General features: G+C 43.7%; 7 protein-coding genes, 15 tRNA genes and 2 rRNA genes. All 24 read left to right on the top strand.

The window, feature by feature from the left end; all coding sequences use genetic code 11:
* Positions 1–168, top strand: a 23S ribosomal RNA gene (locus EV146_RS02470); the annotation flags it as partial.
* A gap of 125 nt (positions 169–293) precedes the next feature.
* Positions 294–409, top strand: a 5S ribosomal RNA gene (rrf, locus tag EV146_RS02465).
* 19 nt (positions 410–428) lie between these two features.
* A tRNA-Asn gene (locus tag EV146_RS02460) sits at positions 429–503 on the top strand.
* A 3-nt stretch (positions 504–506) separates the two neighbouring features.
* Positions 507–598 (top strand) — tRNA-Ser (locus EV146_RS02455).
* Between the two features lie 17 nt (positions 599–615).
* A tRNA-Glu gene (locus EV146_RS02450) sits at positions 616–690 on the top strand.
* 4 nt (positions 691–694) lie between these two features.
* Positions 695–770: transfer RNA gene (locus tag EV146_RS02445), tRNA-Val, on the top strand.
* 13 nt (positions 771–783) lie between these two features.
* Positions 784–857: transfer RNA gene (locus tag EV146_RS02440), tRNA-Met, on the top strand.
* 3 nt (positions 858–860) lie between these two features.
* Positions 861–937, top strand: a tRNA-Asp gene (locus EV146_RS02435).
* A gap of 166 nt (positions 938–1,103) precedes the next feature.
* Positions 1,104–1,179 (top strand) — tRNA-Phe (locus EV146_RS02430).
* 39 nt (positions 1,180–1,218) lie between these two features.
* Positions 1,219–1,303: transfer RNA gene (locus EV146_RS02425), tRNA-Tyr, on the top strand.
* A 6-nt stretch (positions 1,304–1,309) separates the two neighbouring features.
* Positions 1,310–1,383: transfer RNA gene (locus EV146_RS02420), tRNA-Trp, on the top strand.
* 14 nt (positions 1,384–1,397) lie between these two features.
* Positions 1,398–1,473: transfer RNA gene (locus EV146_RS02415), tRNA-His, on the top strand.
* A gap of 38 nt (positions 1,474–1,511) precedes the next feature.
* Positions 1,512–1,586 (top strand) — tRNA-Gln (locus EV146_RS02410).
* A 5-nt stretch (positions 1,587–1,591) separates the two neighbouring features.
* A tRNA-Gly gene (locus EV146_RS02405) sits at positions 1,592–1,666 on the top strand.
* Between the two features lie 9 nt (positions 1,667–1,675).
* A tRNA-Cys gene (locus EV146_RS02400) sits at positions 1,676–1,750 on the top strand.
* Between the two features lie 23 nt (positions 1,751–1,773).
* Positions 1,774–1,855: transfer RNA gene (locus EV146_RS02395), tRNA-Leu, on the top strand.
* A gap of 600 nt (positions 1,856–2,455) precedes the next feature.
* Complete coding sequence (locus EV146_RS02390; protein ID WP_132001421.1) at positions 2,456–4,411, top strand: BglG family transcription antiterminator; 1,956 nt, start codon at positions 2,456–2,458, stop codon at positions 4,409–4,411.
* A gap of 103 nt (positions 4,412–4,514) precedes the next feature.
* A complete protein-coding gene (locus EV146_RS02385; protein WP_132001418.1) occupies positions 4,515–6,476 on the top strand; it encodes a PTS fructose transporter subunit IIABC in 1,962 nt (653 codons plus the stop codon).
* Between the two features lie 78 nt (positions 6,477–6,554).
* Complete coding sequence (manA, locus tag EV146_RS02380) at positions 6,555–7,502, top strand: mannose-6-phosphate isomerase, class I (RefSeq protein ID WP_132001415.1); 948 nt, start codon at positions 6,555–6,557, stop codon at positions 7,500–7,502.
* 207 nt (positions 7,503–7,709) lie between these two features.
* A tRNA-Gly gene (locus tag EV146_RS02375) sits at positions 7,710–7,783 on the top strand.
* Positions 7,784–8,077: 294 nt separating this feature from the next.
* Entirely contained in the window at positions 8,078–8,851 is a 774-nt protein-coding gene (locus tag EV146_RS02370; RefSeq protein WP_199232651.1) for an IclR family transcriptional regulator, read from the top strand.
* A 177-nt stretch (positions 8,852–9,028) separates the two neighbouring features.
* The gene (locus EV146_RS02365) at positions 9,029–10,348 is read left to right on the top strand and encodes an ABC transporter substrate-binding protein (RefSeq protein WP_158286971.1); all 1,320 of its coding nucleotides are present in this window, start codon (positions 9,029–9,031) and stop codon (positions 10,346–10,348) included.
* Between the two features lie 42 nt (positions 10,349–10,390).
* Positions 10,391–11,338, top strand: a complete 948-nt coding sequence (locus EV146_RS02360; protein WP_132001406.1) for a carbohydrate ABC transporter permease — start codon at positions 10,391–10,393, stop codon at positions 11,336–11,338.
* Position 11,339: 1 nt separating this feature from the next.
* Positions 11,340–12,170, top strand: coding sequence for a carbohydrate ABC transporter permease (locus EV146_RS02355; RefSeq protein ID WP_132001403.1), 831 nt, complete (start codon positions 11,340–11,342; stop codon positions 12,168–12,170).
* Positions 12,171–12,208: the final 38 nt, after the last annotated feature.

Genomic DNA, 12,208 nt, shown 5'->3' with positions numbered 1-12,208 from the left:
GAAGGGATAAGTGCTGAAAGCATCTAAGCATGAAGCCCCCCTCAAGATGAGATTTCCCATAGCGCAAGCTAGTAAGATCCCTGAAAGATGATCAGGTTGATAGGTCAGAGGTGGAAGCGCGGTGACGTGTGGAGCTGACTGATACTAATCGATCGAGGACTTAACCTAATACGTTAAGAACGATACTCGGATTACTTCTTCTTACCTACATTATCTAGTTTTGAGGGAATGAAAAATTTCTCTTGCAAAATAGAAAAAAGACGTTATAATAGTAAATGTCTTGAAAAAAATTGTCTGGCGGCGATGGCGAGAAGGTCACACCCGTTCCCATGCCGAACACGGAAGTTAAGCTTCTCAGCGCCGATGGTAGTTGGGGGTTTCCCCCTGTGAGAGTAGGACGTTGCCAGGCGATGAATTTTCATCATTATTCCGCAGTAGCTCAGTGGTAGAGCATTCGGCTGTTAACCGAACGGTCGTAGGTTCGAATCCTACCTGCGGAGCCATATGGAGAGCTGTCCGAGAGGTCGAAGGAGCACGATTGGAAATCGTGTAGACGGTTACCGCTGTCTCAAGGGTTCGAATCCCTTGCTCTCCGCCATTATAATTATCATATCTGGCCCCTTGGTCAAGCGGTTAAGACACCGCCCTTTCACGGCGGTAACACGGGTTCGAATCCCGTAGGGGTCACCATTATGGAGGATTAGCTCAGCTGGGAGAGCATCTGCCTTACAAGCAGAGGGTCGGCGGTTCGATCCCGTCATCCTCCACCATAAATATTATTATCGCGGGGTGGAGCAGTCCGGTAGCTCGTCGGGCTCATAACCCGAAGGTCGCAGGTTCAAATCCTGCCCCCGCAATCTGGTCCGGTAGTTCAGTTGGTTAGAATGCCTGCCTGTCACGCAGGAGGTCGCGGGTTCGAGTCCCGTCCGGACCGCCATTATTTTAATAAGTTATTAATTCAATAAACTATGGCTCAGTAGCTCAGTCGGTAGAGCAGGTTGCAAACCTCTCAGAGACAGCTTCTGCGTCAACCTGCGAGAAAGACCGAAGGTCTTTCGAGCAAAGGACGAACGATAACTTATTATGAAATATAAATTTATTACGGCTCAGTAGCTCAGTCGGTAGAGCAAAGGACTGAAAATCCTTGTGTCGGCGGTTCGATTCCGTCCTGAGCCACCATTTTATTTTAAGAGTTTATTTGAAACATGTTATAATATTGGAGGGGTAGCGAAGTGGCTAAACGCGGCGGACTGTAAATCCGCTCCCTCAGGGTTCGGCGGTTCGAATCCGTCCCCCTCCACCATTATACAGGGGTATAGTTTAAAGGTAGAACAGAGGTCTCCAAAACCTCCAGTGTGGGTTCGATTCCTACTACCCCTGCCAATTTACTTTTTATGGCGGTCGTGGCGAAGTGGTTAACGCATCGGATTGTGGCTCCGACACTCGTGGGTTCGATTCCCATCGATCGCCCCATTAATCACAAAAATGATGATAGCTGAATATAATGATAATGGGCTATAGCCAAGCGGTAAGGCAACGGACTTTGACTCCGTCATTCGTTGGTTCGAATCCAGCTAGCCCAGCCATTTTTGCGGAAGTAGTTCAGTGGTAGAATACAACCTTGCCAAGGTTGGGGTCGCGGGTTCGAATCCCGTCTTCCGCTCCAAAGTTTTAAGGCGGCATAGCCAAGTGGTAAGGCAAAGGTCTGCAAAACCTTTATTCACCGGTTCAAATCCGGTTGCCGCCTCCATCTTAAATATTTATGATGATTTTGCCGGTGTGGCGGAATTGGCAGACGCGCACGACTCAAAATCGTGTTCCTTCGGGAGTGTCGGTTCGACCCCGACCACCGGTACTAGCAGACAGCATGCCAAAGCTGTCAAATCAAGACTTTCAACAGTCCATGTTGAAGGTCTTTTTCTATTTTCCCGGGATGGGTGAAAGGCAACTAAACCATGTACATCAATTGATGTGGCTAATGGTTTTTTAGTATAGTTTCGTTTCGAATTCTAATTTCCAATTGCCAATGCCAGGGCAGCCAATACAAATTTCTTATTCACCCTTTATTCCTCCAATTTTTAAATCATGTAATCCGGCCGTACATACAATAATTAGCTGTTTTTTATGTATAGTCATAACATACTGCAATCGCCATAAGAACAAACATGGCTTGTGTTCTTGACGGTATTGTCAATTAAACGGATAATAATTAGTGGTTGTTTATAATAAGACTTCACTGAAATGTTAATATAACATAATGCTGGAACTGGCCTAAGGTATAGGCTTCGCCGTATTTTTTTTAAAAGCGGGCATCATGATTATCAGTTGAATTTTAATTTGATCCTTCGTTGAACTGGAACGGAGGTTTTTTTATGGCACCTATCTTTGCGTTAAAAGCAGTAAAACAAGATTACTAAGTTTATTTTGTAAAAGTATCTTAGCAAAAGGTGAGGAAATGAATACTAGACAAATAGAAATTTTAAAATTGCTGCTGGTTCAGCCAGTGGGAGTGTACTTGTTAATTCAGAGCCTTGCCGACAAGGTTAAATGTTCTGAAAAAACGATCAGGAATGATCTTAAAAAAATCGAAAAAGATCTTCAATCAGTTTCCCGCGCTGCTTTAATCAGGAAGCCGGGTTATGGGGTACTCCTGGAAATAGGAGAGGTGGAGAAAGCGGATCTTTATCAGAGGCTGTTTGCAAATTACCAAGTCGAGGCAATGAATGACCAGGATCGGCTTCTGGGCATCGGGTACAGCCTGCTTATGAGCAAAGAACCCATTTCAGCTGGTGCCCTGGCAGCAAAATACTATGTGAATAAGAATGTGATCAAAACGGATTTAAACAAGGTTAGGGCATGGCTGGAACATATGGGGTTAACGCTGATCACTAAACAAAGGATAGGAATAATGGTGGAGGGCTCAGAAAAGAGCATGCGGGTGGCTCTCTCCAGATTGTCACAGCTGGCAGGGGATAGCAAATCCCCTTTCAGGTATATTGCCGGGCAATTTTCAAAGTATGAAGTTGAAATTATCCAATCCGAGATAAATGAGTTAGTGAAACAGCATTCTCTTTATTTTACGGACGATGCTTTGGATGATCTTATTATTCATGTTTTGCTGCAAATCAGGAGAGTTAAGCTTCAACACTCTTTTTTTATAGATGATAAAGATCGTAAATTTCTGCAGGACAAAAAGGAATATAAATGGGCCAGGGATTTTTTCAGGAAAATTGAAATAATCTTTGTTGTTCACTTTTCTGAGTCGGAAATTATGTATTTTGCGCTTCAGTTAATTGGCGCAAAGATAAAGCAAGGTTCCTCGCTTACTCATCCACTCCTGAATAAGCTTACGGCTGCATTAATTGAAGAAATGGCGGGGGAGGCTGAACAGGGATTTACAGATGACACTATTTTACAAAAGGGACTGTCCGTTCATCTAAACACCGCCCTCAACCGTTTAAGCCATGGGCTAGATATCTCTAACACTATGCTGCCTGAAATTAAAAAAATGTATCCCTATCTGTTTAACAAGGTGATTGACATCCTTGGAAAATTAAATGAGGCCTTCTTCCTTCAAATACCGGAGGAAGAAGCCGGATATTTGACTCTCCATTTCCAGGCAGCTATTGAAAGGCAGTTAAAGAATAACATCAGAAAAAAGAAAGCAGTCATCGTATGCCATCTGGGGATTGGAATGTCTCAGCTTTTACGGTCAAAACTAGAAAGAAAATTCTCTGCTATCACTGTGACTGACTGTATTGGAAAAGCGGATCTGAATCACTATCTTGACAGGACAGGAGTAGATTTAGTGATCTCCACTATAGAAGTTCCACTATTAACAATTCCCCATATCGTTGTCTCACCGCTGTTATCTGATGTGGAAACCATAAAGTTGGACGTATTTTTAAAAACCCTTGATCGAACAGATCATTTTGGAAGGCGTGAATCTGTATTATCCACTTTGGCACTCTCATCGTCCATCTTTCTCCATCAAGAGAAGTGCCATCGGTTTGAAATAATAGAATTTCTGGCTGGACAATTGTATAAAGAGGGATATGTTGCAAAAGAATATGGACATTATGCCATTGCCAGAGAACGGATGTCCTCCACAGCTATCGGAAGCAGCATGGCCATTCCGCATGCTGACCGAAGCTACATCCTTAAATCAGGAATAGCCATTGCAACCTTCAAAGAGGAGATTGACTGGGAAACGGAAAAGGTTTCTATGGTTATTATGCTTGCTCTAAAAGAGGAGGACCTGGAAAGGACCAAGCAGCTGTTTCATGAATTGTCTAGTCTGAGTGAGCATCCGGGTGTCCTGCAAAGGCTTATCTCATTTCAAGACAAGAATATATTTCTCTCGCACTTGAATGAGCTTCCTGAATTACTCCAGCTGCACCTGCCTAGGTAAAAAAATAGTTTTTCCGGAGTTTCCGGCAACATTTCATACTTTTTACCGCTTTTATTTGAGATATATTAAAAATAATACATAGTATGCAAGGAGGACAAAGCGAATGAAACTGTTAGCGATTACATCGTGTCCTAATGGTATTGCCCATACATACATGGCAGCAGAGAATTTACAGAAGGCGGCCGATAAACTGGGTGTACAAATGAAAGTGGAGACACAAGGCTCCATCGGGGTTGAAAATGAATTTACAGACAGAGATATTCAGGAAGCGGATGGCATTATCATTGCTGCCGATAAAACGGTCGACAAAAGCCGTTTCGCAGGGAAAAAAGTTTTGGTTACTGGTGTTCAGGAGGGGATCAGAAGGCCTGAGGAGCTAATCAGCCGTTTTTCCACTGGCAATGTTCCTGTTCTTGAATCGCAAAGTAAAACCGGCGATGATGGCAAATCAGGAAAGAAGGATAAGCAAAACCCAATCTACCGCCATTTGATGAATGGTGTCTCCTATATGATTCCTATTATTGTCATCGGGGGCCTTCTGATTGCCATTGCCTTGACATTGGGGGGAGAAAAAACGCCCGGCGGGATCGTCATTCCGGAGGATTCCTTCTGGAAGACTATTGAGAGTATTGGGGCAGCGTCCTTTACCTTCATGGTACCAATTCTGTCTGGGTTTATTGCTGTAAGTATTGCTGACCGCCCTGGCTTAGCACCTGGATTGATCGGCGGCTATATTGCAGCAAACGGAAGCTTTTATGGAAGTGAAGCAGGTGCGGGGTTTATCGGTGGTATTATTGCTGGTTTTCTTGCGGGATATGTAGCATTATGGATTAAGAAGCTGAAGGTTCCTAAAGCCATTCAGCCAATCATGCCGATTATTATTATTCCGGTCTTTGCCTCTTTGATTGTAGGAATGGCATTCGTCTATATTATTGGGGCTCCTGTGGCAGCTGTATTTGTTGGTCTGACTTCATGGCTGGCGGGAATGCAGGGCACTAGTTCAATCCTATTGGCGTTAATTTTAGGGGCAATGATTTCCTTTGATATGGGCGGCCCAGTAAATAAAGTTGCCTTTTTATTTGGGTCAGCAATGATTGGCGAGGGAAATTATGAAATTATGGGACCCATTGCAGTGGCCATCTGTATTCCGCCAATCGGGATGGGACTCGCGACTTTCTTAAATAAAAAGAAGTACCGGGAAGCTGAAAGGGAGACAGGTAAGGCATCCTTTACGATGGGACTGTTTGGAATCACTGAAGGAGCTATTCCTTTCGCTGCCCAAGACCCATTAAGGGTTATTCCAAGTAATATGGTCGGAGCTATGGTCGGGGCTGTCATAGCCATGCTAGGAAATGTGGGGGACCGTGTAGCACACGGAGGACCGATTGTTGCTGTTCTTGGGGCTGTTGACAATGTGCTGATGTTCTTTATTGCAGTTATTATTGGTTCCTTGGTTACAGCCATAATGGCAAACGCGCTGAAAAAAAATGTAGATAATCAGGAACAGCCTGCAACGTATCCATCTGAGGCTCCTGATGAACCTTTAACACCAGAGCCAGAGCGCCAGGAAGCCTCAGGGCAGACTAATAAGGAAGAAGAGTTGCACATCAATAAACTGACTGACATCACCAGCCTGGATTTGATTGATATACAATTGGCCGGGACAAGCCGTGATGAAGTGATCGATGAAATGATTGGCAAGCTGGACCGTCAAGGCATCCTGACATCAAGTGAGGATTTCAGGAAGGCCATTCTGGACCGTGAAGCAGAGAGCACAACGGGGATTGGCATGAATATCGCTATCCCGCATGGGAAATCCAACAGTGTTAAAAAACCTGCAGTTGTCTTTGGAATTAAACAAGACGGAGTGGACTGGAAGAGCTTTGACCAGACTGATGCTAAATTGATTTTCATGATTGCTGTTCCAAAAGAAAGCGTTGGAGACGCCCATCTGAAAATCCTTCAAATGCTCTCCAGAAAACTGATGGATGACAGCTTCAGAGAGCAATTATTGTCTGTAAAAACAAAGGAAGAGGCCTACAGCCTGCTTGAAACAATCGAGTAATGGAAAAGAGGAGCTGACTTTAATAATCAGCTCCTCTTGGCATCAATTTAACGGTATTACTTTTAAGGAGTGTTACAGATGACAAGAGAACCATTATTTTTTGAGCCGATTTTTAAGGAGAGAATCTGGGGAGGGCAGGCATTAAAAGAATTCGGCTACGAACTCCATTCAGACCAGACCGGGGAATGCTGGGCGTTCTCCGCGCATCCAAATGGCCAGAGTGTTGTGAAGAACGGTAAGTTAAAGGGCCTGACCCTGGGAGAGTTATGGGGAAAGCACCGGGAATTATTCGGAGATTCCGAGGGTGACCGCTTTCCCCTGTTAACCAAGATTCTTGATGCTAATGATGATCTATCGGTTCAAGTTCATCCCAATGATGCCTATGCCAGGGAACACGAGAATGGCGAACTGGGAAAAACAGAGTGCTGGTATATTGTCGACTGTAAAGAAGGGGCTGAAATTATCTATGGCCATCATGCAAAAACAAGGGAAGAGTTAGCAAAAATGATTGAGGAAGGGCGCTGGAATGACTTGCTGCGCCGAGTACCAGTGAAAGCCGGAGATTTTTTCTTTGTCCCGAGCGGAACCATCCATGCCATTGGGGAAGGGATTATCATCCTTGAAACGCAGCAAAACTCGGATACTACCTACCGGGTGTATGACTATGACCGGCGTGATAAGGACGGCAATTTGAGAGAGCTTCATATTCAGCAGTCGATCGAAGTGACAACTGTGCCATCTGCAGATCCGGAAATTCAGTCCGCAACAAAGAAAATAGATGGACTCGAAATGACCACTTTTGTGGAGTGTGACTATTTTACTGTACATAAGTGGGATTTAAATGGAAGGGCCCAGCTGGAGCAAGACCAACAGTTCCTGCTGATAAGTGTAATTGAAGGGGAAGGTGCTCTGAATCAGGACGGCCATTCCCATCCGTTCCGAAAAGGAGATCATTTCCTTCTGCCTTCGGAATTTGGCCAATATCAATTAACTGGAAATGCTAAATTAATTGTTTCCCATTTATAAAAAATGATAAAAAGCCAATGCTAATGGTATGATGCATTGGCTTTCTTCATAAGAATAAAATAAGTGGAGAATTCCGATACTTTTGGTTTCTAAAAGGGTTTCGACAAAAACTGCAAAAAGGGGTTGACGAATACAGAAATAACGTGTAATATAATAATAGTCAACAGGAACACAGGTAAACAAAACAAAACAAAATAAAGTTATTTCGCGGGTGTAGTTTACTGGTAAAACCTCAGCCTTCCAAGCTGATGTAGTGGGTTCGATTCCCATCACCCGCTCCAATACATATATAACGCAGTATTTCGTTTGAAACAGGAACGAAGTATTGCGTTTTTTATTTTGTCCAAAAAGGTTATAAGACAGTAAAAGCCTAACTTAAGTTACGCAAATACGTATTTTTTTAATTTGCTGTCGAATCTCTTGTAAATTTATCGAATATTATATTTTTTCTGAATTATTATTGACAATGTTTCGAATGTTACTTAAACTAGGCTTGTAAAAATTGATGAAAGAGGAACAATGTTCCGTATGAGGGAACAAGGGAAAATACCAACGTGGCGGGTGAAGGGATGTCAATGACAAAAAGCAATTCCTCCGTTCAATCTGTAGAAAGAGCCTTATGCATTTTAAACTTGTTAAAGGACCATCCAGGCGGGATGGGCATCACTCAAATTGCAAAAAAACTGGAGGTGGCGAAGAGTTCGGCCCATCGTTTGACAACTGCCCTCTGTAATTTTGGTCTTGTAACAAAGAATCTGGAAAATGATAAGTACTTATTAGGCTTAAAGCTGGTTGAACTGGGGGAGACCGTTTTGGAAACCCTTGATATTCGAACAGTTGCCCAGCCTTATCTTCAAAAACTAGTAAATGAACTGGACGAAACCGTTCACCTGGTTATTTTAGAGAATTGTGAAATCGTTTACATAGATAAAATTGAAAGCCCTCAAACGATTCGGATGTATTCAAGAATCGGCAGGCGGGCGCCGGTCCACTGTACAGGTGTTGGAAAGGCAATTATGGCTTTTTTTCCGGAAGAGGAGATTGATCAAATCATTACGGAAAAGGGACTCCATAGATTTACGGAATACACTCATACAAACAGGGAGAGCCTGCTGGCCAATTTGGATGAAATCCGGAGCAGGGGATTCTCAATCGATGAGCAGGAACATGAATTGGGCATTCGCTGTGTCGCTGCCCCCGTCTTCAATCATCATAACAAGGTTGTAGCGGGAGTCAGTGTGGCGGCGCCGACCTACCGGCTTCCTACAACAATGGTTGAGGAGTATGCCGCTAAATTAACAGCCTGTGCAGGCAGCATTTCAAGAGGGCTGGGCAATCGCAAACAATGATGTGCGCTAGAATTTGCAAGCAACGTATTAACGTTCTTATTTTTAGGGAGGTGGTAAATAAAAAAATCGAGTTTCATATGTTGGGAGCCTTTCCTATTCCTTTAAAACTATAGGGATGCGAGGAAGGATACATCGCGTATGACTTTTTCTAAAAACACTATTATAGGGGGAAATGGGATGTTTAAACGCTATTTTTCAGTTGTTTTAGCGGCAGTAATGCTTATTTCGATACTTAGTGCCTGCTCGGGCGGAGGCAAATCCACTTCCGGGACAGAGGCAGGATTGGAAAAAGAGGCGCCTGAGGGAGAAGTTTCAGGTGAAATCACTGTGGCCAGCTGGAACCTTGCGGCTGACTCGCTCACTGAGGAAGCAGAAAATTTCATGAAAAAATATCCGAAGGCCAAAGTCAAAATTGAATATGTGACGAGTGACTATAACAGCATTACTCCGCCTCTAACCTCGGGAAAAGGTGCACCTGATATAATGCAAATTCAGCAGCGCGATTTCCCAAATTTTTTAGACGTGTTTGAAGGTCAGTTTGTCGACCTGACAGCAAGGCTGGATGGAAAAGAAAGTGAGTTTGCAGAGGTTGCCCTCAATCTGGTGAAAGATAAAGATGGAAAAGTTATGGCGCTCCCATGGGATTTAGGCCCTGTTGGAATTTATTATAGAAAAGATATGTTTGAAAAAGCAGGTGTGGATCCAGCTTCTTTAACAACCTGGGATAAATTCATTGAGGAAGGTAAGAAAATCCAGGAAGCAAATGGTGTAAAGATGCTGGCATTGGGAATGAGCTCTAAAGATATAGCCGAAATGTATCGTATGCTGATGAATCAGCTTGGAGCCCAATATTATGATGAGGATGGAAACATTAAGTTTGTTACCGAGGAAAACATACAAGCTGTCAATATGTTCAAGAAAATGGTGGATGCAGGCTTAGTCGTTGATGCTCCGACATGGGATGACAGAATCCGGGCGTTTGCTAATGACCAAATTGCAACAGCGGTATATCCCGTCTGGTATGCAGGCTCCATCAAAACACAGGCAGAGGATCAAAAAGGAAAGTGGGGAATCATGCCAATGCCGGCCTTTACGGAAGGAGGTCCAAATCAATCCCATTCAGGAGGATCGGTTCTGGCCATTTCCTCTCAGTCCGAAAATAAAGAGCTGGCCTGGAAGTTCATTGAGTACACACTCATGACAAATGAAGGCCAGGATGTTCAGATGAAATATGGCTTGTTCCCTTCTTGGCAGCCTTACTATGAAACAGAGAAGTTCAAGGAAGTAGATGATTACTTTGGAATTGCGCTATCCGAATTCTTTGGAAAGCTGTCCACAGATATCCCTACCCTTGATTACGGCTCGAACTTCATGGATGTGAACGATACAATTGTCGGCGCCCTGGGCGAGGTGATTGATGGCAAGGACGTTGAGGAAGCGCTGAAAGCGGCCGAGGAAAAGGCTGCAAGAGAAACAGGCCTGGAAATCAGCAAGTAAATAGAAGCAGGTACCCCTGATTCTTTCAGGGGTACCACCATAATGGAGGTGGAGAAAGTGTCCTCGGTGGAACAGGAAAAGCAAACGAATCTAGCCTACCCCAATACTCCGGTTAAGGGGAAAAAGAAATTTAGTCTCCTTAATCTAAGTCCTTATATCTTCATAGCACCTTACTTTTTGCTTTTTATCGTATTCATGCTTTATCCGCTTATCTATTCCTTTGTCTTAAGCTTTGGCAACTGGCGGGCAGGAGTTACCACGTTTGTGGGTCTGGAGAATTACAGGATGCTGCTGACAGATCCAATGTTCTGGAAATCACTCGGCACAACCGGGATCATCTTAATTGTCCAGGTCCCGGTCATGCTAATTCTAGCCACTGTGATTGCAACCGTCATTAATTCTGAAAGCCTGAAGTTCAAAGGATTAATCCGGCTTGGTTTTTTTCTTCCTGCACTGATTGATCTTGTTACATATGCGCTGGTATTTTCCCTGCTCTTCAATGAAACCTACGGGATGATTAACCAGGGGTTGAAGGCTGTTGGTCTGGATGGCATCAAGTGGTTCTCGGATGGCACATGGGCAAAGGTTTTGATCATTATAGCCGTAACCTGGAGATGGACAGGATATAACTCCATCATTATTTTATCAGGTCTCCAGTCTGTCCCTAAAGATTTATATGAATCAGCCAGCATCGACGGGGCCAACAGAATCACAAGCTTCTTTAAAATAACTGTTCCAATGTTAAAGCCAGTCCTTCTTTTTTGTACGATCTTGTCGACAATTGGCACTTTACAGCTGTTCGCTGAACCTTTTGTATTGACTGGCGGCGGACCGAGGGATGAAACGATGACCGTCATCCATTATCTATACAGCAAAGCGTTTGGTTCCTTTGATTTTGGCTTGGCTTCTGCGGGAGCCTATGTGGTGACAACAATCATCGCGATCCTTTCTTATTTCCAGATCCGGCTTTCTAAAGGAGGAGAAATCTGATATGCAGGCAAAACGTGAGTTTAACAAGCTGCTCCTTTATATCATTGCCCTTATTGGTGTAACGATTTCGGTCTTTCCTTTTTATTGGATGTTTACGGCTTCTACCTTGAAGGATTCTCAAATTTTTAAGGTTCCTCCTACGTTGGTGCCAGGCGGGAATTTTATGGACAATCTTATGAACCTGGCTGGGAGCTGGCCCCTCTGGCGGGCATTGATTAATAGCCTGGCTGTATCAGGGATTACAACTGTAACAACTATTTTTTTCTCTGCATTGGCGGGTTATGCATTTGCAAAATATCGCTTTAAGGGACGGGATTCCTTGTTCTTTAGCGTTTTGCTGATCATGATGGTTCCGACTCAGGTGATGCTCGTTCCCATGTTCATCATTATGATGAATTTTAACTGGATGGATACTTACTTTGCTTTAATCATTCCTTATTTGGTTACCCCTTTTGGAGTGTTTTTAATGAGGCAGCAAATGCTGGCATTTCCCGATGACTTAATCGAAGCAGCAAAGATTGATGGCTGCAGAGATTTCGGAATTTTCTTTCGGATTGTCCTGCCAGTCATGAAGCCTGCCTGTGCTGCGCTTGGAATTGTAACCTTTATGCAGCAATGGGGCAATTTTATCTGGCCCTTGGTTGTTGTTTCCTCAAAAGAAATGTATACGTTGCCTTTGATGCTGTCCATGATGGTTCAGCCAGGCCAGGTGGTTCAGTATGGCCAAGTGATGGTTTCGGCAGCTATCGGGTTAATTCCTATGCTGATTTTGTTTTTATTCTTTCAAAAACACTTTGTTTCTGGAGTATTTGGCGGCTCCGTTAAAGGTTAGTGGGCCAGTATTTTTATTCAGCATGCTTGCTTCATGGT

It is taken from the genome of Mesobacillus foraminis (genome assembly GCF_004340465.1).
In the GTDB taxonomy this organism is placed as follows: Bacteria; Bacillota; Bacilli; order Bacillales; family Cytobacillaceae; genus Mesobacillus_B; species Mesobacillus_B foraminis.
The sequence above is the reverse complement of the archived record's forward strand: the minus strand, read 5'-3'. Positions and strand labels throughout refer to the sequence as shown.